General features: G+C 74.1%; 25 protein-coding genes. 10 read left to right on the top strand and 15 right to left on the bottom strand.

Annotated features, from left to right (window positions below):
- The first annotated feature begins 119 nt into the window (after positions 1–119).
- The gene (locus ACQP12_RS23480; RefSeq protein ID WP_433282064.1) at positions 120–608 is read left to right on the top strand and encodes a hypothetical protein; all 489 of its coding nucleotides are present in this window, start codon (positions 120–122) and stop codon (positions 606–608) included.
- An 82-nt stretch (positions 609–690) separates the two neighbouring features.
- Positions 691–1,782 (top strand): winged helix DNA-binding domain-containing protein, encoded by a 1,092-nt coding sequence (locus ACQP12_RS23485; protein ID WP_433282066.1) that lies wholly within the window; start codon positions 691–693, stop codon positions 1,780–1,782.
- Between the two features lie 11 nt (positions 1,783–1,793).
- Here ACQP12_RS23485 and ACQP12_RS23490 read toward each other — a convergent pair whose 3' ends face one another.
- Positions 1,794–2,675 (bottom strand): fructosamine kinase family protein, encoded by an 882-nt coding sequence (locus tag ACQP12_RS23490; RefSeq protein ID WP_433282068.1) that lies wholly within the window; start codon positions 2,673–2,675, stop codon positions 1,794–1,796.
- Between the two features lie 155 nt (positions 2,676–2,830).
- Between ACQP12_RS23490 and ACQP12_RS23495 the strand changes: the two genes are divergently transcribed.
- Positions 2,831–3,610 carry a hypothetical protein gene (locus ACQP12_RS23495; protein ID WP_433282070.1) on the top strand — a complete coding sequence of 260 codons (780 nt, stop codon included), beginning with the start codon at positions 2,831–2,833 and terminating at the stop codon, positions 3,608–3,610.
- Between the two features lie 21 nt (positions 3,611–3,631).
- On the opposite strand, the gene ACQP12_RS23500 is transcribed toward ACQP12_RS23495, so the two are convergent.
- The 8 genes from ACQP12_RS23500 to ACQP12_RS23535 form a co-directional block, all read right to left on the bottom strand.
- Positions 3,632–4,036: an SRPBCC family protein gene (locus ACQP12_RS23500; RefSeq protein ID WP_433282072.1), complete on the bottom strand. Its 405-nt coding sequence runs from the start codon at positions 4,034–4,036 to the stop codon at positions 3,632–3,634.
- A 31-nt stretch (positions 4,037–4,067) separates the two neighbouring features.
- Positions 4,068–4,679, bottom strand: coding sequence for a GTP-binding protein (locus ACQP12_RS23505; protein WP_433282074.1), 612 nt, complete (start codon positions 4,677–4,679; stop codon positions 4,068–4,070).
- Positions 4,660–5,049: a DUF742 domain-containing protein gene (locus ACQP12_RS23510; protein ID WP_433282076.1), complete on the bottom strand. Its 390-nt coding sequence runs from the start codon at positions 5,047–5,049 to the stop codon at positions 4,660–4,662. The genes ACQP12_RS23505 and ACQP12_RS23510 overlap by 20 nt, the downstream gene beginning before the upstream one ends.
- Complete coding sequence (locus ACQP12_RS23515; protein WP_357950242.1) at positions 5,046–5,471, bottom strand: roadblock/LC7 domain-containing protein; 426 nt, start codon at positions 5,469–5,471, stop codon at positions 5,046–5,048. The genes ACQP12_RS23510 and ACQP12_RS23515 overlap by 4 nt, the downstream gene beginning before the upstream one ends.
- A gap of 64 nt (positions 5,472–5,535) precedes the next feature.
- Positions 5,536–8,055, bottom strand: coding sequence for a nitrate- and nitrite sensing domain-containing protein (locus ACQP12_RS23520; RefSeq protein ID WP_433282078.1), 2,520 nt, complete (start codon positions 8,053–8,055; stop codon positions 5,536–5,538).
- 94 nt (positions 8,056–8,149) lie between these two features.
- Positions 8,150–9,703, bottom strand: a complete 1,554-nt coding sequence (locus ACQP12_RS23525) for a prenyltransferase (protein ID WP_433282080.1) — start codon at positions 9,701–9,703, stop codon at positions 8,150–8,152.
- On the bottom strand, positions 9,700–10,575 hold the full coding sequence (locus ACQP12_RS23530; RefSeq protein ID WP_433282082.1) for a terpene synthase family protein: 876 nt from the start codon (positions 10,573–10,575) through the stop codon (positions 9,700–9,702). Before ACQP12_RS23530 ends, ACQP12_RS23525 begins: the two co-directional genes overlap by 4 nt.
- Positions 10,572–11,960 (bottom strand): cytochrome P450, encoded by a 1,389-nt coding sequence (locus ACQP12_RS23535; RefSeq protein WP_433282084.1) that lies wholly within the window; start codon positions 11,958–11,960, stop codon positions 10,572–10,574. Before ACQP12_RS23535 ends, ACQP12_RS23530 begins: the two co-directional genes overlap by 4 nt.
- A 372-nt stretch (positions 11,961–12,332) precedes the next feature.
- Here ACQP12_RS23535 and ACQP12_RS23540 point away from each other — a divergent pair, with 372 nt between their 5' ends.
- On the top strand, positions 12,333–12,581 hold the full coding sequence (locus tag ACQP12_RS23540) for a DUF2630 family protein (RefSeq protein ID WP_151463982.1): 249 nt from the start codon (positions 12,333–12,335) through the stop codon (positions 12,579–12,581).
- 96 nt (positions 12,582–12,677) lie between these two features.
- On the opposite strand, the gene ACQP12_RS23545 is transcribed toward ACQP12_RS23540, so the two are convergent.
- From ACQP12_RS23545 to ACQP12_RS23555, 3 genes are all read right to left on the bottom strand, one after another.
- On the bottom strand, positions 12,678–13,607 hold the full coding sequence (locus tag ACQP12_RS23545) for an RIO1 family regulatory kinase/ATPase domain-containing protein (RefSeq protein ID WP_357950227.1): 930 nt from the start codon (positions 13,605–13,607) through the stop codon (positions 12,678–12,680).
- A gap of 161 nt (positions 13,608–13,768) precedes the next feature.
- Positions 13,769–14,413: an HAD family hydrolase gene (locus ACQP12_RS23550; RefSeq protein WP_357950225.1), complete on the bottom strand. Its 645-nt coding sequence runs from the start codon at positions 14,411–14,413 to the stop codon at positions 13,769–13,771.
- 61 nt (positions 14,414–14,474) lie between these two features.
- Complete coding sequence (locus ACQP12_RS23555; RefSeq protein ID WP_433282088.1) at positions 14,475–15,329, bottom strand: carbon-nitrogen hydrolase family protein; 855 nt, start codon at positions 15,327–15,329, stop codon at positions 14,475–14,477.
- Between the two features lie 105 nt (positions 15,330–15,434).
- On the opposite strand from ACQP12_RS23555, the gene ACQP12_RS23560 reads away from it, so the two are divergent.
- From ACQP12_RS23560 to mug, 6 genes are all read left to right on the top strand, one after another.
- Positions 15,435–16,007 carry a TetR/AcrR family transcriptional regulator gene (locus ACQP12_RS23560; protein ID WP_357950219.1) on the top strand — a complete coding sequence of 191 codons (573 nt, stop codon included), beginning with the start codon at positions 15,435–15,437 and terminating at the stop codon, positions 16,005–16,007.
- Positions 16,008–16,108: 101 nt separating this feature from the next.
- Complete coding sequence (locus ACQP12_RS23565; RefSeq protein ID WP_433282091.1) at positions 16,109–17,029, top strand: TIGR04222 domain-containing membrane protein; 921 nt, start codon at positions 16,109–16,111, stop codon at positions 17,027–17,029.
- Positions 17,026–17,847, top strand: coding sequence for a DUF692 domain-containing protein (locus ACQP12_RS23570; protein ID WP_433282093.1), 822 nt, complete (start codon positions 17,026–17,028; stop codon positions 17,845–17,847). The genes ACQP12_RS23565 and ACQP12_RS23570 overlap by 4 nt, the downstream gene beginning before the upstream one ends.
- Positions 17,844–18,293 carry a hypothetical protein gene (locus ACQP12_RS23575; RefSeq protein WP_433282095.1) on the top strand — a complete coding sequence of 150 codons (450 nt, stop codon included), beginning with the start codon at positions 17,844–17,846 and terminating at the stop codon, positions 18,291–18,293. Before ACQP12_RS23570 ends, ACQP12_RS23575 begins: the two co-directional genes overlap by 4 nt.
- Before the next feature lie 43 nt (positions 18,294–18,336).
- Positions 18,337–19,098 carry an SDR family oxidoreductase gene (locus tag ACQP12_RS23580; protein WP_433282097.1) on the top strand — a complete coding sequence of 254 codons (762 nt, stop codon included), beginning with the start codon at positions 18,337–18,339 and terminating at the stop codon, positions 19,096–19,098.
- An 11-nt stretch (positions 19,099–19,109) separates the two neighbouring features.
- Complete coding sequence (mug, locus tag ACQP12_RS23585) at positions 19,110–19,793, top strand: G/U mismatch-specific DNA glycosylase (protein ID WP_433282099.1); 684 nt, start codon at positions 19,110–19,112, stop codon at positions 19,791–19,793.
- A gap of 7 nt (positions 19,794–19,800) precedes the next feature.
- On the opposite strand, the gene ACQP12_RS23590 is transcribed toward mug, so the two are convergent.
- The 3 genes from ACQP12_RS23590 to ACQP12_RS23600 are packed head-to-tail and all read right to left on the bottom strand — an operon-like array spanning position 19,801 to position 22,168.
- Positions 19,801–20,577: a MerR family transcriptional regulator gene (locus ACQP12_RS23590; protein WP_433282101.1), complete on the bottom strand. Its 777-nt coding sequence runs from the start codon at positions 20,575–20,577 to the stop codon at positions 19,801–19,803.
- 35 nt (positions 20,578–20,612) lie between these two features.
- Positions 20,613–21,374: an ABC transporter permease gene (locus ACQP12_RS23595; RefSeq protein ID WP_357950203.1), complete on the bottom strand. Its 762-nt coding sequence runs from the start codon at positions 21,372–21,374 to the stop codon at positions 20,613–20,615.
- The gene (locus tag ACQP12_RS23600) at positions 21,371–22,168 is read right to left on the bottom strand and encodes an ABC transporter ATP-binding protein (protein WP_433282103.1); all 798 of its coding nucleotides are present in this window, start codon (positions 22,166–22,168) and stop codon (positions 21,371–21,373) included. Before ACQP12_RS23600 ends, ACQP12_RS23595 begins: the two co-directional genes overlap by 4 nt.
- Positions 22,169–22,173: the final 5 nt, after the last annotated feature.

The following is a 22,173-nucleotide window of genomic DNA, read 5'->3' on the forward strand; positions in this document are numbered from 1 at the left end:
GACGCGCCGGGGGCCTTCGGTCTGTCTCCGGTGAGGACCACGCGCACAGCGCGATCCGGACGCGATCCTGGCTGATCGGCGCCTGACGGGCCGGGCGAGGATCGGGCAGAATTCTGAACGTGTTCAAAAGCGCGTGGGCCGGCACCTGGTTGCTGATCGGCCTGGTCGGATCGGTGCTCCTTCGGGGCATCCTGTGGCTGCTCACGTTCTTCAGCGTCGGGCCGCTCCTCGGGTCCGTCGACCTGCTGGTTCTCGAAACAGCGGGACACACCGCCGCCACGGCATTCTGGCTTGGCGACGCCGTCGGGTCGTTCCTGTTCGCCATCGCGACGGGCGTCGCCTGCGTGGGACTGCGCCGCGACCGCGCCTGGGCGTACCGGCTGGGGCAGTGGCTGGCCTGGTTCTACGTCGCGGTGAACACGGTGACCGCCGCCGCGTGTGTCGTGCTGGTGGCCATGTGGGGCCTGTCGGCCGGGATCTTCGTGGCGGTTCTGTTCGTGCTGTACGCCGTCTCGATCGTCGTCGCAGTCATGGCCGTTCGCCAATTGGCGGTTCCTCGCCCGCCACTGTGTGCCGCGGAGCCGCCCGGGTCCGCTGAACGGGTATGACCCGGCCGGGGCAGCGCCGGACGCCGCACGGATGGGCTGCTGCTACGGGACGTTTGTCAGGATCGCTGGGTAGCGTACAGGGGTGGTTGATCAACGCCAGGTGCTGAGCTTCCGCGTGCGGGCCCAGCAGCTCGACCGGGCCGAGGGCACGCTTGACGACACCGCCGTGCTGGATATCGGGGTGCAGGACACCGGCACGGACGGGGGCCGGTGGGCGCTGGCCGTCCGCGGTGTCGACGTGCCCGCGTTGTCGGCGGAGGATCTGATCCTGCTGTGGACCGTGCGAGGTGCTCCCCACCTCTACCGCCGTGCCGACGTGGGGAAGGTGGCGGCCGCGGTCGAGCCGTTCTCCGACGCTGACGCGGGCAAGCGCATCTACGACGCCGCCAGGCCGTTGAAGGCGGCCGGCATCGGCAACCTGGCGGCCCTCGACGAGGTGGCCGCGCAGCTGCGCGCCATCGTCACCGGGCCGACGGTCAAGGGGGAGGCCTCCCGCCGCCTGGCCGAGGTGATGCCGGAGCCCTATCTGCGGTTCTGCCGGCCGTGCGACGCCACCCACCTCTACGAGATGCCGTTCCGGCTGGCCGCCGTGCGGGCCGGGCTGGAGTTGCGGCTCGACACCTCGCCGCCGGTCCTGCACCGCATCGCGGGGTTCAGGAAGGCCGCCACCGCGGGCGACAGGTTCGACCTCATCCGCGCGTACCTTCGCCTGCTCGGCCCGGCCACGCCCAGACACGTGGCCGACTACCTCGACGCCCCGGTCAAGGAGGTCAAGGCGCGCTGGCCCGAGGATGTGATCGAGGTGCTGGTCGACGGCGAGGCCCGCTCGCTCCTGGCCGCCGACGAACCGGCGCTGGAATCGGCCGACACCACGGCCACCCGCCTGCTGGGCCCGTTCGACCTCTTCCTCCAGGCCAAGGACCGCGCGACCCTGGTGCCGGATGCGGCCCACGCCAAGGAGTTGTGGCCGGTGCTGGGCCGCCCCGGTGCCGTCCTGGTCGACGGTCGACTGGTCGGCACCTGGCGTCCCCGCAAGGCCGGCAAGACGCTGAAGGTCGCCGTACAGCCGTGGCGGACACTGTCCGCCACGACGCGCGACAGCATCGTCGACCAAGCCGAACGCCTCGCCGCCTACCGCACAATCGCCCTCGCCGGCGTCGACTTCGCCGCCTGACGGGCCACCGGTCAGGTGCGCGTCCGGAACGGGGCGAGGGTGGCGCGGATCTGGTCGGCCGCGCCCCAGTCGTCGTCGAACTGGGCCAGCACGGCGAGGTGTTGCCGCAACTGGACGATCGGCATGCGGGCCCGCCAGTCGCCGTCGAGGGCGGTCAGCTCCGCGTAGACCTCGAAGAACCGGTGCGCCTCGGGCGGGGGCGACGTGGACCACACGTGTGCGAGGTCGACCTCGGCCCACAGGTAGGACACGGCCGGGTCGATCAGCGCGGGCAGCCCGTCCGGGGTGGCCAGGACGTTCTGCGCCCACAGGTCGCCGTGCGTCAGGCATGCCGGCCGGTCCGGCAGCAGGTCGGGCAGCCGGTGGCACAACCGCTCCAGCGCCGCCCGGTCCCCGGCGTCGAGTGCCGCCTCGACGCGGGGCTCCCCGAGCCACCGCAGCAGCCGGTGCTGCGCGAAGAAGGCGAAGCCGTCGTCATCCCAGGCATTGACCTGCCGGCGGCGGCCCAGCCAGTTGTCGCGGTGCCAGCCGAAGCGGGAATGGGTCGTGGTCGTGTGCAGGCGGGCGAGCGCGTGCGCGAACCGCTCGCAGAAGGCCTCGCTGCGCGGCCGGGGCCGCAGCACCGACAACACGATGAGTTCCCGGTCCGCCAGGATCACCTCGGGTGTCGCCACGCCGCCGAGCTCGCGCAGGGCGGCCAGCCCTTCGGCCTCCGCGAGGAAGACGTCGTCGGCCGGCGCGTCGGTGAAGGCCTTGACGAACACCGGCGGCGCGTCCTGTCGGGTGGCGATGCCCGCGAGCGCCGCGAGCCCACCCGTCGCCGGCTCCACCGTGACGACATCCCGCATCCCGGCCCGGAGCAGACGTTCCCCCAGGAACGCCGTTGACGACATCACCACCGCTCCTCCTGTCCGGGGTGCTTGTTCGCAAGATCTTATGTGACGTCGTCGCGGTCATGGCCGTTCGCCAACTGGCGACGACACGCTCGTCGTACTGCGAGCCCGTGCCGCCCGAGCCTGCTGGTCTGACCGGCCGGTAGCGTGTCGGCGTGGGCCTCGACGCGTTCGTGTACTGCCGCTGCTGGCAGGACGGCCTCGCCACCCCGTGTCCGGTCGGCCCGGTGGGTTTCGACGAGGACGGCCACCTCGCCCTTCTGCAGCCCTGGGAGGGCAACACGGCGGCGCACCACACCTTCGACGCCTGGATGTCCGGGGATGCCTGCCCGCATCCGCTCATGGAGCAGTCGAGCGAGGCCGTGGCGAACTGGACCGGTGTGCGACTGTTCCAGCAGGCGCTGCGCTCGGCCGGGACGGCACGGTTCCCGATCCTGGCCACCTGCCTGCCCGACGACAACGGCGGCTCGTTGCCGGCCGAGCAGGCGGCCGCGGCGCTGGCCGAGCTGGACGCGTTCCGGGACAGCCGGATCGCTGACGAGGTCGTGCTGGTCGACGAGGCGACCGGCCGCGAGGTGATGCAGCACGTCGAGGACTATCGCGGGGTGTTCATGTACGGGCCGGGCTGGCACGCCGGCGTGGACCCGGGCGGTTTCTTCGTCGTCGGCGCCGACGTGGATCCACCGGTCACCCTGTTCCGGGCCACCCGGTTCACCCAACGGGTGATGCCCGACGGCCGGGTGGAGTTCGTCGCCGAAGGCTCCCGGGCGACCGTGGCCATAAGGCCGGTGGGCGAGCACGGCTTGCCGCCGCCCGAGCGACTCGCGGTGCGGACCCGGGGTCGGTCGGCCGGCGACTTCGCCTACATCGTCGAGCCGCTTCGCCGGCTCTGCGCGGCGTCGGTGGCCACCGGCAACCCGGTGATCTGGTGCTGACCCGTCAGAACCGACGCCACCTCACGCCGACGCCGTTTCCAGCACCTTCTTGAGCCGGGCGAGGTCAGCGCTGACGAGCCCGGCGTCCCGCTCGAACTCCGCGTCGGTCATGCCCGGCGAGCGGCGCAGCGTGAAGACCACCTCGCAGCCGTCGCCGTCCGCGATGGCCCGCAGCGGCACGTACACCGTCTCGCCGGAGGGCGTCACCACCTCGTGGTCGAGCACGCCGTACTCGTTGCGCGGGGCGAAGGTGAGCTGCGCCCGGCCCGCCGGCGTCTCGACGTACCAGTGGCCGCCCTCGCGCACCACCGAGCCGCCCAGGCCGGGCGCCCAGCGGGGCAGGTTGGCGGGGTCGGAGGCGAACGCGTAGACCTCGGCGACCGGGCGGTCGATGCGCACGCTCAGGTGCCGGGATTCGGTGGACATCGCCCCATCATGGCAGCGACCGCCGCCGGAGTCAGTCGCCGGCGGCGGCGCGGCGGCGCTCCTCGCGCAGCTTCATGGCGTACTCCAGCAGCGTGATCAGCACCTCCTTGACCGACTCCCGCTCCCGCGCGTCGCAGAGCACCACGGGCACGTCCGGGTCCAGGTCGAGCGCGCCCTGCACCTCGTCGAGCCGGTACTGCTTGGCGCCCTCGAAGCAGTTCACGGCCACGACGAACGGCGTGCCCCGCCCCTCGAAGTAGTCGATCGACGGGAAGCAGTCGGCCAGCCGCCGGGTGTCGGCGAGCACCACCGCCCCGATCGCACCCAGCGCCAGCTCGTCCCAGACGAACCAGAACCGGTCCTGCCCGGGGGTGCCGAACAGGTAGAGCACCAGGTCGTCGCTGAGGGTGATCCGGCCGAAGTCCATCGCCACGGTGGTGGTGGTCTTCTCCTCCACACCGGACAGGTCGTCGATGCCGACCCCGGTCTCGGTCAGCACCTCTTCCGTCCGCAGCGGCCGGGTCTCGCTGACCGTGCCGACCAGGGTGGTCTTGCCGACGCCGAAACCGCCGGCGATCAGGATCTTGATCGCGGTGGGCAGCGGCGCCGCTCCCGCCGGCCGCTCAGAGCGCCCGTAGTCCATTGATTACCGCCTCGAAAACACTGTCGTCGGGAAGGCCGGCGGGGGTCGCCCGCGGCTCACGGACCTGCACCAGGCTGCGGGCCGCCAGGTCACCCAGGAGGACCCGGACGGTGCCCACCGGCAGGTCGAGGTGGGCGGCGATCTCGGCCACGGACTGGATCCGCTGGCAGAGACCGACGATCGCCACGTGTTCCGGGCCGAGCCCGGATTCCGACGCCACCTCCGCCCGGGTCGCCGTGACCAGGGAAATCAGGTCGAACGTGCCGGTCACCGGGCGTGCCCGGCCGCCCGTCACCGCGTACGGGCGCACCACCGGACCCGCGTGGTCGTCCACCCACTCATGCTCGGCGGGCTCCCCCGGGCCGCTCATCGCGCCGGGTTCTCGCCGAAGGGCTGTTCCCGTGTCGGTGAGGCGACGAACCGGCCGACCCGGGTGACCAGCATGGCCATCTCGTACGCGATCAGGCCCACGTCGGCGTCCTCGGACGCCAGCACGGCCAGGCACGCGTTGCGGCCGGCCGCGGTGACGAACAGGAACGACGACTGCATCTCGATGATGGTCTGCTGCACCTGACCACCGCCGAACCGCTTCCCCGCGCCCCGGGCCAGGCTCTGGATGCCCGCCGCCATCGCCGCCAGGTGCTCGCCGTCGTCCCGGCTCAATCCGCGGGACGAGGCCATCAGCAGTCCGTCGGTGGAGAGTGCCACGGCGTGTTCCGCCTGCTTGACCCGGCCGACCAGGTCGTCCAGCAACCACGTCAGGTCCGCGCTCGAAGCCGTCTTCTGCGCCACTCGTCGTCCTCTTCTCCCCCGGCTGGTGTGCCGTGCTCGTCCGGGATCGCCGGATCGGCGGTCCCTAGGTCGCCTGACCGTCGCCGGTGTCCGGCGCGCCGGCTTCGTGCGCCCCGCCGAGCAGCCGGGCCGCGTCGGTCCGGCCGCGTCGGGTGCCGCTCTGGTAGGAGCTCATCATCCGGCGCACCTGCTCCGGTGGGCGCACCGTGTCGTCGTCGTCGCCGCCGTCGTCCGCGGCGGACTGGTCGTGCCGCAGCTCCGGCGCCAGGTTGGCCTGCCGGACCCGGACGGGCAGCCCGCCGTCGGTGCGGGCCGCCGCCGCGCCGTCCGCCACCGCCGCAGCGTCCACCGCCGCGCTGTCCGCCGCCGCGCCGGCGGGGCCGGCGTCGGCGGGCCGGGCGTCCACGGGGGTCAGCGCCATGGTTGGCTCGGCGAGCGAGGGCTGCCGTTTCCGGGTACGCGCCGGCAGCCCGGACGGGGTGAGCCGCGGCTCCCCCGGGTCGTCCTCGCGCGCCGGGGCGGGTGGTTCCGTGCCGTCCTCGACCGGCTCCGCCGGATCGGCGCTCTCGGCCAGCGCCACGGTGGTGGCCGGCCGGTCCCCGGCGGGCTGCGCCGCCGCGCTCTCCGCCAGAGCGGTGGCGGGCGCCGCGAGGGCGGGCTGCCCCGCGCCGGCCGGGAAGCCGCCGGAGGTGCTCGGGTCCGGCCCGTCGTGCGTGACAAGTTCGAGCGGGATCAGCACCACGGCGGTCGTCCCGCCGTACGCGGATTCCTTGAGCTGCACCTTCACGCCGTGCCGCTCGGTGAGCCGGCTGACCACGAAGAGGCCGAGTCGGGCCGCGTTGGCGAGGTTCAGCTCGGACCGGTCCACGATGCGCCGGTTCGCGGCGGCCAGCTCCTCCGCGCCCATGCCGAGGCCGCGGTCCTCGATCTCGATGGCGAAGCCGTTGGACACCATCATGCCGCGCACCTCGACGGTGGTGTGTGGCGGCGAGAAGGAGAGGCCGTTCTCGATCAGCTCGGCGAGCAGGTGGATGACGTCGCCGACGGCCCGGCCGGTCAGCGACACGGGGCCGAGCGGCCGCACGGTCACCCGGGTGTAGTCCTCGACCTCGGCGACCGCGCCGCGCACCACGTCGACCATCGGCACGTTGCGCCGCCACGCCCGGCCCGGCGTCGAGCCGGAGAGGACGATGAGGTTCTCCGCGTTGCGGCGCATCCGGGTGGCCAGGTGGTCGACGCGGAACAGGTCCTCCAGTTCCTCGGCGTCGTGCTCCCGGCGTTCCATGGCGTCGAGCAGGGTGAGCTGGCGGTGCACCAGCGCCTGGGTGCGCCGGGCCAGGCTGAGGAAGACCTCGCGGACGTTGCGGCGCAGGTCGGCCTGCTCGACGGCCGTGCGGATGGCGGTCTCCTGCACGGCGTTGAACGCCTTGCCGACCTGCCCGATCTCGTCGTCACCGGTCTGCAGCGGTGGCGCCTCGCGGGCGACGTCGACCTCCTCGCCGTGGCCCAGCCGCTCCACCACGCTGGGCAGCCGCTCGTTCGCCAGCCGGAACGCTGCCTCGCGCAGCCGTTCGAGCTGCTGGACCAGCGCGCGGGCCGTGGTGATGGAGACGACGATGGACGCGACGACCGCGATGAGGCCGAGGCCGGCGGCGAGCACCAGCCGGAGGATGACGCCCACGGCGACCGGGGTGGCCCGGGCCACGATGTCGTCGCCGCCGGCGAGGATCACGCCGCGCAGGTCCTCCATCGACCGGCTGACGGCGGCCTGCCACGCCGTGGCGGTGACCGGCGGGCGCACGTCGCTGCCCTTGGCGGCGAGCACCCGGTCCTGGAGGGCGCGCAGCTGGCGGAACGCCTCACCCTCGGTCATCTGCTGGTAGCGGGCCCGGTCGGTCGGGGCGAGGTCGCGGGCGGTCCGGTCGGAGAGGAACCACTGGGCGCCGACCAGCCGGGCGAAGGCGGCCTGCTCCGTCACGGTCATCCGGTTGGCCGCCACCGCGCCGGTGAGCAGCGCGTCCTGCTGGGACAGCAGCTCCCGGGTGCGGTTCAGGTCGATGAGCGCGGCGGTGTCCCGGGCGATCTCGTCGTCGTCCAGGCCGCCGAGCGCGTCGAAGACACCGAAGATGGCGTCGACCGCCTCGTTGTACGCGGCCAGCGTCTCGGTGCGGTCGATGGTCTTGCGGCCCACCTCGGCACGGACCGCGCCGAGCTGCTCGACCTGCGTCTTCAGGTCGGTGATCCGCTGCTCCAGCTCGTCGCTGGCGGGGATCTCGGTGCGCCAGTCCTGCGCGGAGCGCCACAGCGCGGCGGCGCTGTCGTCGGTGCGTTCCCGCTGGGCGGCGAGTTCCTGGAGCTGGTCCGGGTCGGACTGTCCGAGGTACAGCAGCGACAGCCGCCGCTCGTTCTGGAGCTGGAGCAGCAGCGGGTCGGCGGGCTCGAAGACCCGCGCGTTGAGCGCCTGCACGCCGAGCAGGTTGAAGCCGTCCCGGACCGTCACCCACGCCGCGAAGGCCCAGAGTGCGATCAGGGACGCCAGAAGGGCGATGATCTTCGTACGGAGATTCGTACTGCGGGAACGCATCACACCGTCCTGGCCCGGTATCCGATCAGTCGGAAATCCGATCGACTCCGGCGCACGCTAGCAGCCGTCGTGAACTCCATTCAAGCGATCCTGATCATGGTTGTGCCGCGGCGGTGGAAGTTCCACTGGTGGACCACGACGCGGCCAGCACCGCGGCGCGCACGATCAGCGTCGGACGGTAGAGATCCTTGTCGTGCCACAGGGCCGGCCCATCAGGGCGTCCGTCCCACTCGGACAGTCGCCGCCGCCCCCGACCGAGCGCCGCATCGACGCGCGTGTCTGCCGTCCGCCCGGCACCGGCCAGCGCGAGCACCGCGTACGCGGTCTCCTCCGCCGTGCCGCCCCAGCGGCCCCAGGAGCCGTCCGCCCGCTGGGTGTCCAGCAGCCAGCCGACGCCCCGCTCGACGGCGGCCCGCGCCGACGCGCCGCCGGCGTGGTCGGCGAGCGCGAGCAGCACGGAGTACGTCGCGTAGTACGCCGAGGCGTGCCACCGGTCGCTCCACCGGCCGTCGGGCTCCTGCCGCTCGACCAGCCAGCCGGCGACCCGATCCACGGTGGCCCCCACGCCGGGGTGCCCCGGGTGCTGACCGAGGGCGTCGAGCACGTGCGCGTTGGTGGTCACCGACGCCCCGTCCTCCCCCGGCCAGGTGCAGAAGTGCCGTCCGGTGTCGTACGCGTCGAGCCGGGACACGTCGAGCGGCCGGCCGAGCCGGGCAAGTGCGTAGAGGGTCACCGAGGTGGTGTCGGCGTCGGCGGGCAGCCCGGGTCCGGTGGCGGCGCCGGACACGCCCACGGCCGACCGCAGTTCGGCCACGAGCGACCCGGGGACGGCCAGCGGCACGCCGGCCCGGGCCAGGATGCCGAGCACCCAGGCGCGCTCGAAGACGGTGATCGGGCTCGCGCAGGGCACCGGACCGCGCCGGCCGACCGCCCGGAGGTAGTCCAGGGCGGGGCCCGGATCGGGGCGGCCGAGCCAGGCGGCCGTCGCGGCGGGCGAGGCGCCGACCGCACCCGCCTCGGCGGGCCGCACCCCGGCGGCCCGGCGGGCCAGGTCGCCGGCCACCTCCAGGGCGTGCGCCAGCTTCTCGGGGACGGGCCGCCCGCTGGCCAGCATTCCGCGTACCCGGGTCAGCCGGTCCGGGTCGAGACCGGCCGGCAGCGGCAGGCGGGCCCCGGCCCAGTCGGCCAGCCCGGCCGGGGGTTGGTCGAGGTGTGCCTCGACGGCCTCGCGCAGCGCCGGCACGATCAGGTCGGTGGCGGGCAGGTCGGGCGGGGTGCCGGCGTCGAGGGCGCCGGCCAGGAAGGCCAGGCCCCGGTGCGCCGCGCCGGCCAGCGACGCGGCGGGACCGTGTTCGCCCCGGCGCAGCACGGTCAGCAGGGCCTCCGTGGCGCTCAGGGTGGGCACCAGGGCGTACCCGCCGGGGCCGCCCCACCCGCCGTCGGCACGCTGCCGGTCGAGCAGCCAGGAGACGCGGACGTCGTGGCCGGGCAGCCAGGGCGCCAGGGCGACCAGCCGGCCGGTCTCGTAGACCGACGCGGAGGTCTCCCCGGCCGGGTTGTCCACCATGGCCTCGACGATCTCCCGGGCCTGCCCGGCACGGGCGTCGCCGGGGTGGGTGACCGGAGCGCGACCCGCGGTGAGGCTCACTGCGCGCCCCAGAAGTCGGTGAGCCGGTAGAAGCCGCTGGTGAAGCCGAGCTGCCGAGCCAGGAAGTCGGCCTGCCGGGGGCAGGCGGGCGTCAGGTCGGCCAGCAGCCGCCGGCAGTGATCGACCTGCTCCGCGAGGCGCCGCTCGATCTCCGCCGGGTCGTCCACCAGCATCAGCGCGTTGAGGTCGCCCCACTCCCGGTCCCGCCGGTGGGTGCCGAGGTCGTTGACCAGCCGCAGGGCCCGCTGGACCTCGTCGCTCACCGCGATCAGCCGGGGCAGCTCCCGGTGCGTGCCGGCGTCCCCCGTGTGGATCCAGTGCGCCACGTTCACCACGGTGGCGGCGAGGTTGTCGGCGTTCGCCAGGTAGTCGGCGAGGGTGGGGTGGTCGGCCTGCTTCCACTCCCACTCGCGGGCCATCGCGTCGAGGGTGCGGGCCATCGCGTCCCGCCAGGGCTCGCGCAGCTCGGCGTAGGCCGGGGTGGCGGCCAGGTCGTCGCGCAGCTCGGTGAGGAACCGGCCCAGCGGGTCGTCGGGCGCGGCGCCGTCGACCACGGTGAGGCAGGACTTGACGATCCGGTCGACCTCCGACCGGGAGGCCGCCAGGTGGTCGACCTGCCAGTCGACCGCGAAGCCCCACAGCACGGCCCGGTTGGTCAGCGCCAGCTCCTCGGCGGTGCACCACGGCGCGCTGAACGCCATGGCGAGGGCGATGCTGCTGAACAGCGCCGCGTCGAACGGCCGGCCGGGGAACAGCTCGGCGTGCCCGGCGGCGCACCGCGCCAGGTCGCGCTGGCCCTTCGCGGCGAGCGCGCAGATCCGCCCCTGCTCGGCCGCCGCGGCGACCGGATCCGGTACCTCCCCGCCGGTCACGCCGGCTCCGCCCGCCGGCCGGCGGCCAGCAGGGTCAGCTCGACCCGCTCGCGCGGCCGCAGGGCCGCGGCCAGCCGCAACCCGGGTACGCCGGGCCGGCGCAGCCGGAAGCGGTAGCGGCTCAGCATCGTGGCGAGGATGAGCTGCGCCTCCAGGTAGAACAGGTACATCCCGAGGCACTGGTGCGGGCCGCCGCCGAACGGGAAGTGGGCGTACCGGTGCCGGGCGCGGACCCGCTCGGGCCGGAACCGTTCCGGGTCGAACTCGTCCGGCCGGTCCCAGAACTGGCGCATCCGCTGGGTGATCAGCGGGCTGGCCACCATGGTCGCGCCGGCCTCGATGGGCACGCCGTCGATGACGTCGTCGGCCACCGCGCGGCGCGGGATGATCCAGCCGATGGGGTAGAGCCGGAGCAGCTCGTCCAGGACCATGCGGGTGTAGGTGAGGTCGGCGAGGTGCTCGCGGCGTACCGGTTCGTCGCCCACCACCCGGTCGATCTCGGCGTAGAGCCGCTCGGCCACGTCGGGCCGCTGCTCCAGATGGGGCCAGGCCCAGGTGAGCACGTTGATGGTGGTCTCGGTGGTGGCCGCGAACATGGCCACGGTGTCGTTGCGGACCTGCCGCTCGTCGAGCTGCCGCCCGTCGTCGGTGCGGGCCTGCCAGAGCGTGGAGATGATGTCGTCGCCCTGGTCGGCCACGGCCCGGGTCTCCCGGACGATCGGCACGAGCACGTCGTCGACGATGCGGACCGCGCGGCGGAAGGGGCGGTCCCCCGGCATCGGCAGGGAGAGCGGGGCGAACGGCACCACGATCCGGGGGATCACCGCGGTGGCGATGACGTCCTGCGCCTCGATCACCCGCAGCGCGTCCGGCACGGAGATCTTGTCGGCGAAGAGCACCCGCATGATCGCGCGGCTGACGATCCGGGCCTGCTCGGCGCCGATGTCGACGGGGCGCCCGGCCCGGAACGGCTCGTCCAGCTCGTCGACGGCGTCCCGGATGGCGTCGGCCATGCCGTCGATCAGCGCCTCCACCCGCTTGGCGGTGAACATCGGCTGGAGCATCCGGCGGCTGGCCGACCAGATCTGCCCCTCGCCGAGGATGCCCTCGCCGAACAGCCGCTTGACCGGGCGCCAGAACAGCCCGTCGCCGGCCCGCTCGTAGTTGTCCGCCCGGTCGCGCAGCACATGCTGGACGTGCCGGGGGTGGGTGGCCAGGTAGGGGCGGAAGGATCCCAGGTTCAGCCGGACGAGCGCGCCCCCGGTCCGGTTGCCCACGTCGATCAGGGCGCGGGCCGGGTCGCGGAGCAGGCCGGGCAGGATCTGCCGCAGGGGGACGGGGTGGGGCCGCCCGGTGGGCCGGGGCGCGGTCGGCGACTCGTCCACGTGAATGGCTCCCTCTGTTCTACCCAGGGTCGCGACGCCGTCATGACCCGTGACGTTGCCCGCGAGCATGCCATCCTGAACGACGGATAAAAAGGCGGACAGGAAAATATCTCACTGCACAACAATCCCGGTGTCGACAATGGAGCCGGTGGGATTTGCGTCACGCCGGAAGCCTTCCGGCGCAGCCGGCCATCCACTGTGGAGTTTTCAGCCGGCTCCCGGCGCAGGTCCGCCCGGCGCCGACGCCCGCCCGCCGGCCGTGACCGCCCCGAGCCGGTCGCCGGCCGGGCGGGCGCACCGGCGCGATCAACTCCTCCCGGCCGACTGGGGAGAACCCGGGCGCGTGCCCGCCCCCTGTGCCAAGCTTCGGGCATGGACGACAAGACCATCCTGAGCCGGATCTCCGAACTCGTCGACGAGGAGCACCGGCTGCGCGCGGCCGCGCAGGAGCACGAGGCCGGCACCGACGACGAGGCCAAGGAGCGGCTGCGGGCCCTGGAGGAGTCCCTCGACCAGTGCTGGGACCTGCTCCGCCGCCGCCGGGCGGCGCGCCGGACGCACGGCGACCCGGACGCCCAGGGCCAGCGCCCCGTCACGGAGGTCGAGCGCTACCTCCAGTGACCCGGGGCCGGGGGCCGGCCGCCGCGCTTCCGGGCGGGCCGGTGCCCGCCGGCCGTGCGTCCCGGGCGGGCCGGTGCCCGCCCGGGACGCGGCCGCTCAGCGGAGGCCCGCCTCCCGCAGCAGCACGTCGGTCAGCGCCTCCGGATCGGTGTCCGAGGCGGGCAGGCCGCGGGCGGTGAACCAGGTGCCCACCACCCGGACGTCCCGGCCCAGGAACTCCGCCCCCTGCGGGTTGGCCACCACGTCGACCACCTGCGGCAGGTCGATCATGACCAGCCGCCCGGCGTGCACCAGCAGGTTGTACGGGGACAGGTCCCCGTGGGCGTATCCGGCGCGGGCCAGCACGACCAGCGCGTCGACCAGTTGCTCCCACAGGTCGCGCAGGTCGGCCCCCTCGGGTCGGAGCTGGGCCAGCCGGGGCGCGGCCTCGCCCGCCTCGGCGTCGCCCACGAACTCCAGCATCAGCTCGGTGCCGAGCAGCTGCACCGGGTAGGGCACGGCGATCCGCCCGGAGGCGGCGCCGATCTCCCAGAGCCGGGCGAGCGCGGCGAACTCGGCCGCCGCCCACTGCCCGGCGATCACTTGCCGGCCGAACGAGGTCCGGCCGGCCATCGCCCGCATCTCCCGGGAGCGGCGGACCCGGCGCCCCTCCAGGTAGCCGGCGTCGCGGTGGAAGAGGCGGTGCTGGGGATCCCGGTACCGCTTGGCCGCCAGCAGGCAGCCCCGGCCGGTGTCCGGCACGGCCCGGCGGACCAGGTGGACGTCCGCCTCCTTGCCGGTCTTCAGCACCCCCAGCTCGGTGTCCTTCGCGGCCAGCTCGGTGACCAGCCACTCCGGGTGGGGCTCAGGCCCGTGCACGGCCTGGTCCCAGGAGGACCAGGTGTCCTCCGCGTCCGGCTCGGCGTCGGGATCGGTGAGGACCGGCTCGGTGTGCCGGCCCCGCTTCAGGAAGGTGGGTTCGTCGTCGTCGAAGCGGCTCTTGCCGCGGCCACGGCGCTGCGGCGCCGGGAAGTCGTGATCGCGCACGGGTGGATCGGTCCTTCGATCGAGGCTGGTGGAGGCAGGTGGTTGGACCCTGCAAAGACGGCCATGACCGACCTCCTCTCCTCGACCGGGCCCCGCCCGGCTGCGCCCTCGCGCCGCACCATGGTCACGGGCGGCCGCGGGCGGGTCAACCGAATTTCCGCTCAGCCGGCCAGGACCGCGGCCACCGCGGCGATCAGCCCGTCGACGGTGCGGGTGGGCGCGAACCTGGTGTCCGACCAGCGACGCCCCCGGTGCAGCCAGACGCTGGGCAGGCCGACCGCGGTCGCGCCGCCGATGTCCGCCTCCGGGCTGTCGCCGATCACCCAGGCGCCGCGCAGCGGCATCCGGGCCCGCTGGGCGGCCAGCGCGAAGATCCGCGGATTGGGCTTGCTGACCCCGGCCTCCTCGGAGATCACCCAGTCGGCGATGTAGCGGTCCAGCCCGGTCTTGCGGATTTTGGCGTCCTCCTGGCGGGACGTGCCGTTGGTGACCACCACCGGCACCCAGCCGGCGTCGTCGGCGATCCGCAGCGCGCAGGCCACCAGCGGGTCCAGCCGGGTGAACGCCACCACCCCGTCGTGCAGCTCCTCGACCAGGTCGATGGAGGGGATGCGCACCCCGTACCGGTCGCGGATCGCGTCCGCGACGTCCCAGCGGTCGGTCAGGCCGTCGGCGTCGACGGAGCGCAACCACTCGATGTCGGAGGGCGGCGCGCCGATGCTGTCCAGGAACCGCTCACCCCAGGCGCGGAACGGCCCCTCGCGGTCGAGCAGGGTGTTGTCCAGATCGAGCAGGAGCAACGGCACTCGGGAACCTTACGGGACAGGGGCGCGCGACCGACAGGGCCCGAGGGCACCACGCCGTCCGTCAGCCGACGAGCGTCGTTCGGGCGAGCCCCTGGTCGGGCAGGCGGTCGGTGAGCATGGTGTGCGCCGCGCGGGTGGCGCCGAGGGCGGCCGGGTCCAGGGTCGCCACCAGCACGTCCTCGCCGGTGTCCGCGCCCCGGGCCAGCGGCCGGCCCTCCGGCTCGTAGACGGCGGCGCCGCCGTTGAACCGCCACGGGTCCGCGCCGCCCACCGCGTTGGCGAAGACCACGTACATGGTGTTGTCCAGGGCGCGCGCGGCGTAGTAGAGGTCGCGGCGGTGCTCGGAACCGGCCAGGTAGCCGCTCGGGCAGAGGTAGCCGTGCGCGCCGTCGACGGCGGCGGCCCGGCCGTGCTCGGGGAAGCAGCCGTCGTAGCAGATGCCGAGGCCGAACAGCCAGCCGTCGACCAGCAGCGAGGCGCCTCGCCGGCCGGCGTCGAACAGCTCGCGCTCGCCGCTCCAGAGCTGCTGCTTGTCGTACGCGGCGGTGACCGTGCCGGTCGGGTCGACCACGAGCGAGGAGATGGTGCGCCGCCGGTCGGGTTGGCGGACCGCCGCGCCGATCACCACGCTCGTCCCGCCGTCACGGGCGGCCGCGCGCAGCGGGTCCAGCCGCGCGTCGTCCACCCGGCCCTCCGGGTCGGCGGCCACGTCGGTGCCGGTCGGGTCGGCGCCCAGGGTCGGGGGGTGGTACGCGGGCAGGAACAGCTCGGGCAGCACCACGACCCGGGCGCCGGCGGCCCGGCCGACGAGGCGGGCGGCCAGGGCCGCGTTGCCGGCGACGTCACCGGGGACGGGCTCGGCCTGCACGGTGGCCACGGTCAGCGGGCGGGTGGGGAGGGGCACGGCCTGGGTCACGCGAGGATCCTAACCGGCACGGCCGGCCGAGCCGATCATGCGAAACCGCATCTCAAGCCGTACGTACGGTTTGCATCGACCGCTTCCACCTGGAACGATCGACACGTGCCCAGAGTAAGCCAGGACCAGCTCGACGCGCGCCGGCAGGAGATCCTCGGCGCCGCGCGGGCGTGTTTCGCGCGGCACGGCTACGAGGGTGCCACCGTCCGCCGGCTGGAGGAGGCCACCGGGCTCTCCCGGGGCGCGATCTTCCACCACTTCCGGGACAAGGACTCGCTCTTCCTCGCCGTGGCCGAGGACGACGCCGCGATCATGGTGGAGACCGTCGCCCGCAACGGCCTGGTCCAGGTGATGCGGGACCTGCTGGCCCGGGCCGTCTCCCCGGACACCACCGGCTGGCTCGGCAGCCAGCTCGAGGTCTCCCGGCGCCTGCGCACCGACCCCGCGTTCGCCCGGCGCTGGGCGGAACGCTCGGCGGCGATCGCCGAGGCCACCCGGGAACGCCTGCTCCGCCAGCGGGAAGCCGGGGTGCTCCGCGACGACGTGCCGATCGACGTGCTGGCCCAGTTCCTGGAGCTGGCGTACGACGGTCTCGTGCTGCACCTGGCGATGGGCCGTCCCGCCGGTGACCTCAGCCGGGTGCTCGACCTGGTCGAGGAGGCCGTCCGCCGGCACTGACCGGCCCGCGGATATCGGTCCGATAACTCGACCGGCCGCGGAGATCACCGCTGGCGGACCTGCTCCACAATGAGCGCGACCCCTCGCGACAGGAGCAGAGCATGACAGTCCTCGCGGGCGACATTCTCGCGGGCGAGACCTGGGGCATCCCCGGCCCCGTCTTCCTCCGCTGGTACCTCGTGGCGGCCGTCGTCCTGGTCGTCGGCACGCTGGTGTACCGGTGGCGCGCGTTGGCCGGCACCCCCGTGCAGGGCGGTGGGCCGCTCGGGCCGCAGCAGGTCGCGTACCTCAACGGGGGCGACCAGCTCGCCGTCTGGACCGCGCTCGGTGGGCTGCGCCGGGCCGGCGCGGTGGGCGTACGCCCCGACCGGCGGCTCACCACGGGTGGCGCGCTGCCGGCCGGGGTCACCCCGCTGGACCAGGCGCTCCACCACGCGGCCGGCCGCGGCCTGCGCTCCCGGGAGCTGGGGCAGGACGAGTGGGTCCGGCGCGCCCTCGACGAGCTGCGCGACGGCCTCGTGCGCCGGGGCCTGGCCCTGGACAAGGAACGGCGGGCGACGTTGCGCCGCGGCTCGCTGCTCGTCGGGGCCTTGCTGGCGCTCGGCTTCGTCCGGGCCTTCGTCGGCATCTCCAACGGCCGGCCCGCCGGCTGGCTGCTGCTCACCCTCGTGCCGATCTTCATCGCGTTCCTGCTGCTCAACCGGGTGCCGTGGCGCACCCGGGCGGCCGACCGCGAGCTGCGCGAGCTGCGCCGCCAGCACACCTGGCTGCGTCCCGCCGCCGCACCGGCGTACGCCACCTACGGCCCGTCCGACGCGGCCATGGGCGTCGCGCTGTTCGGCACCGCCACCCTCTGGAGCATGGACCCCGGCTTCTCGGAGCAGGCCGAGATCCAGCGGCAGGCCATGGGGTCGAGCGGCAGCTCGGGCAGTTCCTGCGGAGGCGGCAGCTCGTGCGGCGGGGGCAGCTCCTGCGGGGGCGGCGGTGGCGGCTGCGGCGGCGGTGGCGGGTGCGGCGGATGACGGCCGGACCATCCGGCGTGGGCATCGGGTGGCGGCCGGAGATCGCCGGCTTCGTGGCCGGCCTGCCCGGGCTGCGCTTCGTCGAGGTGGTCGCGGAGACGGTCGCCCCGGCCGGGCCGCTCCCCGACGGCCTGGCCGAACTGCGCGGGCGGGACGTCACCGTCGTACCCCACGGGGTGAAGCTCTCCCTCGGCGGCGCGGAGCCGGTCGACCCGGCCCGGGTCGCGCACCTGGCCGGTGTTGCCGCGGCGTTGGACGCGCCGCTGGTCAGCGAGCACCTCGCGTTCGTCCGGGCCGGCGGCCTGGAGGCCGGTCACCTGCTGCCGCTGCCGCGCAGCCGGGAGGCGGTGGCCGCCGTGGTGGCCAACGTGCGCCGGGCGCAGGCCGAGCTGCCGGTGCCGCTGGCCCTGGAGCCGATCGCCGCGCTCTTCGACTGGCCGGACGACGAGCTGGACGAGGCCGACTTCCTCACCGAGATCCTCGACGCCACCGGGGCGCTGCTGCTCCTCGACGTCGCCAACGTGCACGCCAACGCCCGCAACCGGGGCGGCGACCCGGCCGCCCTGCTGGACCGGCTGCCGCTGGACCGGATCGCCTACGTGCACGTGGCCGGTGGCGCCGAGCAGGGCGGCTTCTACCACGACACGCACACCGACCCGGTCCCCGCCGAGGTGCTCGACCTGGTCCGTGAGCTGTGCGGGCGGCGCCGGCCACCGGCGCTGCTGCTGGAACGCGACGGCCACTACCCGCCCGCCGCCGAGCTGCGCGGAGAGCTGGACGCCCTGGCCGCCGCGTCGGCGTACCCGGTGGTCACGTGACCGGCGGGGACCTGGCCGGGCGGCAGGCGGAGCTGGTCGCGGCGCTCGTGGCCGGCGGGCCGCTGCCGCCCGGCTTCGCCGCCGCGCCGGTGGAGGCCGCCCGGCGGGCGCTGCTGCGCAAGCGGGCCGGCGACGTGGCCCGGCACTGGCCGCTGCTCGCCGCCGGCCTCGGCGACGCCTGGCCGGCCACCTTCGCCGGCTGGGCGGCCGGCTGTCCCACCAACGGCTCGCTGCGCGACGGCTGGGACCTGGCCCGGGAGCTGCGCGACCGGGGCACGCTGCCGCCGCTGGGCGCGGAGGAGCTGGCCGCCCGCGAGGCGGTGAGCCGCTACGACGGCCGCAGCGCCCCCCGGCCCCGGCGGCTGCCGGCCGTCGCCCGGGCCGGCGGCGCCGTCGCGGCCCAGCTCGCCGGCCGGGTACGCCTGCTCCGGCCCGCGCGACGCTGAGAGCGGGTGGCAGGCGCCCCCGGGGTACGGCAGGATCGGCGGCATGGATCTCGGACTCGCCGACCGGGTGTACGTGCTGACCGGCGCCTCGGGCGGCCTCGGCTTCGCCACCGCCGAACAGCTCGTCGCCGACGGCGCCCGCGTGGTGATCTCGTCCCGCGCCCCGGAGCGGGTCGCCGCCGCCGTCGAGGCGCTCGGCGGTCCGGAGCGGGCGATCGGGCTGACCGCCGACCTCACCGACGCGGGCACACCGGAGCGTCTCGTCGCGGCGGCGCGGGAGCAGTTCGGCCGGCTCGACGGGGCGCTGATCTCGGTGGGTGGCCCGCCCCGGGGCACCGCCGCCCAGGTCACCGACGAGCAGTGGCGGGAGTCCTTCGAGACGGTCTTCCTGGGCACCGTCCGCACCGCGCGCACGGTGGCCGCCGCGCTCACCGACGGGGGTGCCATCGGGCTGGTGCTGTCCACCTCGGTCCGCGGCCCGCTGCCCGGGCTCGGCATCTCCAACGGCCTGCGCCCCGGCCTGGCCGGGGTGGCCAAGGACCTGGCCGACGAGCACGGCCCCCGCGGCGTACGGGTGGTCAGCCTGCTGCCGGGGCGGATCATGACCGACCGCAACCGGGAGCTCCTCGCCGCGAGCGGCGACGCGGAGCGGGCCCGCACCGAGGCGGAGGCGTCGATCCCGCTGGGCCGCATCGGCGACCCCGCCGAGTTCGGCCGGGTGGCCGCCTTCCTGCTCTCCCCCGCCGCCGGCTACGTCACCGGGGTGACCGTGCCGGTCGACGGCGGCGCGCTGCGCGGCCTGTGACCCGCGAGCCGGTGAACGGGCGACGGCGCCGCCCCGGGGACACCCGACCCGAGGCGGGCACGCCGGGCACCACGCGACCCGCGGGTTCGGCGCCGGATCCGACGCGGCCCGGTGCGGCCGAGCCGGGCCGGGCGCCGGCCACCCGCCGGTATCCCCGGCCGACGAAGGAGCAGCTCGCGGCGGCTGCCGACCTGCTGCTGCCGGACCTGATCGCGCCCGGGCTGGACGTCCTGTTCGTCGGGATCAACCCGGGCCTGTGGTCGGCGGCCACCGGCTGGCACTTCGCCCGGCCGGGCAACCGGTTCTGGCCGGCGCTGCACCGGGGCGGTTTCACCCCGCGCCAGTTGCACCCCAGCGAGCAGGACGAGCTGCCCGGCCTCGGACTGGGCATCACCAACATGGTCGCCCGGGCCAGCGCCCGCGCCGACGAGCTGACCGCCGAGGAGCTGGTCGAGGGGGCGCGGGAGCTGACCACCAAGGTGGCGCGCTACCGGCCGCGCTGGGTGGCGGTGGTCGGGGTCACCGCGTACCGGATCGGGTTCGCCCGGCCGAAGGCGTCCTTCGGGCCACAGCCGGAACCGCTCGCGGCGGCCCGCCTCTGGGTGCTGCCCAACCCGAGCGGGTTGAACGCGCACTTCACGCCGGAGACGCTCGGTGCCGCCTTCGGCGAGCTGCGCGCCGCAGTCACCGGCTAGCCGCAGGTCAGTCGGGCCGCTCCAGCCGCTCCATGCGGTTCCAACCGGTCCAGCCACGTTCGCGCATCAGGTCCCGCAGTCGCTCCGCCCGCGGGTCGGTTTCGACGGCAAGTGCGTCCAGCAGGTCGAACGGCAGATCGTCGTGCGCCTCCTCGCCGGCGATCAGGTCGCCGGAGCTGTCGGCCTGCTCGGCCAGGCCGGCCATGATGTCGGCGGCTTCCGCCAGGAGCGGTTCGCCGTCCGCGTCGCTGTCGAAGATCTCGGACAGCACCCGGTAGAGCCGAACGAGTTGCGGGTTCTCCAGCTCCGCGAGCTTCGCGGGGATCCACTCGCGGACCCGATCGGGCCAGCGGGCCGCGACCAGGATCCAGCCGTCCCGCTCGGCCTCCACCATCCGCTTCGACGCTCCGATGTCCCGAAGCCGATCGAGGTAGGAGACCACCTCCGGTGGGAGCGCCAGACTGTCCCCGGCAGTGAGCTGGGCGATCTGCTTGCGGCTGGTCTCCAGCCGTTCGATCTCACTGCACAGCTGGTTGTCGATCCGCCGGACCGCTTCGGCGAAGGCCGCCGCGTCGGCGTCGAGCATCCGGCTGATCTGCGACAGCGGAACGCCGGCGTCCGCGAGGGTGCGGATCTTGATGAGCGACACGACCGCCGTCGCGCCGTACCGCCGGTAACCCGAAGCGTCCCGCTCGGGCTCGGGCAGCAGCCCGATCTGGTGGTAGTGCCGCACCGCCCGCACCGTGACGCCGGCGTACGCCGCCAGTTGACCGATCGTCAGCATGCTCTGATCCTGCCCTCCACCCGCCCGTCGCCGGCTCAGGAGATCCTGCGACGGTAGGTGAGGTCGGCGAACACGAAGGCCACGACGAGGATGCCGACGCACCAGGCGAGGGCGATCCAGATGTCGGTGCCGACACTCTGCCCGGTGAACAGGTCCCGGATCGCGTTGACGATGGAGGTCACCGGCTGGTGCTCGGCGAACGCCCGCACCGGGCCGGGCATCGACCCGGTGGGCACGAAGGCCGAGCTGACGAACGGCAGGAAGACGAGCGGGTAGGAGAAGGCGCTCGCGCCGTCCACCGACTTCGCGGTGAGCCCGGGGATCACAGCGATCCAGGTCAGCGCCAGGGTGAACAGGACCAGAATGCCGGCGACCGCGAGCCACGCCAGCACCCCTGCCCCCGAGCGGAAGCCCATGAGGAGGGCGACGAGGACGACGACCACGAGCGAGATCAGGTTGGCGACCAGCGAGGTCAGGACGTGCGCCCACAGCACGGAGGATCGCGCGATCGGCATGGACTGGAACCGTTCGAAGATGCCGCCCTGCAGGTCCAGGAAGAGCCGGTAGGCGGTGTAGGAGATGCCCGAGGCGATCGTGATGAGCAGGATGCCGGGCAGCAGGTAGTTCACGTACGAGTCGGTCCCGGTCTCGATCGCGCCGCCGAAGACGTAGACGAACAGCAGCAGGAAGGCGATCGGCATGATCGCGGTCGTGATGATGGTGTCCGGGCTGCGGGCGATGTGGCGCAGCGAACGTCCCAGGAGGACGGTGGTGTCGCCGAGGAAGTGCTTGTTCATCGCTGTTCCTTGTCCGTTCCGGCGCCGACGAGGGTGAGGAAGACGTCTTCGAGGGTCGGCTGCTTCTCGACGTACTCGATTTCGGCGGGTGGGAGCAGCCGCTTGAGTTCGTCGAGGGTGCCGTTCACGATGATCCGGCCCTCGTGGAGGATCGCGATCCGGTCGGCGAGCTGCTCCGCCTCATCGAGGTACTGGGTCGTGAGCAGCACGGTCGTGCCACCCTGGGCGAGTTCCCGGACGGCCTGCCACACCTCGATGCGCGCCTCCGGGTCCAGCCCGGTCGTCGGCTCGTCGAGGAAGATGACCGGTGGGTTCCCGATGAGGCTCATCGCGATGTCCAGCCGGCGGCGCATGCCACCGGAGTACGTCGCCACCCTCCGGGTGCCCGCCTCGGTCAGCGAGAAGCGCCGCAGCAGGTCGTCCGCGATCGCGCCCGAGTTCTTGAGGTGCCTCAGCCGGGCGACCAGGACAAGGTTCTCCCGCCCGCTGAGGATCTGGTCGACCGCCGCGAACTGCCCGGTGAGACTGATGGACTCGCGTACGTCGGCGGCCTGTGTCGCGACGTCGAAGCCGTTGACCCGGGCGGTCCCGGTGTCGGCCCTGAGCAGCGTGGACAGGATCTTCACCATCGTGGTCTTGCCCGCTCCGTTCGAGCCGAGCAGGGCGAAGATGCTGCCCCGTGCCACGTCGACGTCCACGCCGCGCAGCACCTTGAGCTGCTTGAACGACTTCTCCAGGCCTCGCACCTGTATCGCGGGCTGCTCGACCTGATGTTCCGTTGGGGGAATGCTCATGACGG

Source organism: Micromonospora sp. CA-244673, from assembly GCF_050948395.1.
Lineage (GTDB): Bacteria > Actinomycetota > Actinomycetes > Mycobacteriales > Micromonosporaceae > Micromonospora.

Bases quoted from the DNA above. Each gene is read 5' to 3' on its own strand.
- ACQP12_RS23490 (WP_433282068.1), bottom strand. From the start codon at position 2,675: ATGTCGTCAACGGCGTTCCTGGGGGAACGTCTGCTCCGGGCCGGGATG.
- ACQP12_RS23500 (WP_433282072.1), bottom strand. From the start codon at position 4,036: ATGTCCACCGAATCCCGGCACCTGAGCGTGCGCATCGACCGCCCGGTC.
- ACQP12_RS23505 (WP_433282074.1), bottom strand. From the start codon at position 4,679: ATGGACTACGGGCGCTCTGAGCGGCCGGCGGGAGCGGCGCCGCTGCCC.
- ACQP12_RS23510 (WP_433282076.1), bottom strand. From the start codon at position 5,049: ATGAGCGGCCCGGGGGAGCCCGCCGAGCATGAGTGGGTGGACGACCAC.
- ACQP12_RS23520 (WP_433282078.1), bottom strand. From the start codon at position 8,055: ATGCGTTCCCGCAGTACGAATCTCCGTACGAAGATCATCGCCCTTCTG.
- ACQP12_RS23540 (WP_151463982.1), top strand. From the start codon at position 12,333: ATGGACGACAAGACCATCCTGAGCCGGATCTCCGAACTCGTCGACGAG.
- ACQP12_RS23565 (WP_433282091.1), top strand. From the start codon at position 16,109: ATGACAGTCCTCGCGGGCGACATTCTCGCGGGCGAGACCTGGGGCATC.
- ACQP12_RS23570 (WP_433282093.1), top strand. From the start codon at position 17,026: ATGACGGCCGGACCATCCGGCGTGGGCATCGGGTGGCGGCCGGAGATC.
- ACQP12_RS23580 (WP_433282097.1), top strand. From the start codon at position 18,337: ATGGATCTCGGACTCGCCGACCGGGTGTACGTGCTGACCGGCGCCTCG.
- ACQP12_RS23590 (WP_433282101.1), bottom strand. From the start codon at position 20,577: ATGCTGACGATCGGTCAACTGGCGGCGTACGCCGGCGTCACGGTGCGG.
- ACQP12_RS23595 (WP_357950203.1), bottom strand. From the start codon at position 21,374: ATGAACAAGCACTTCCTCGGCGACACCACCGTCCTCCTGGGACGTTCG.
- ACQP12_RS23600 (WP_433282103.1), bottom strand. From the start codon at position 22,168: ATGAGCATTCCCCCAACGGAACATCAGGTCGAGCAGCCCGCGATACAG.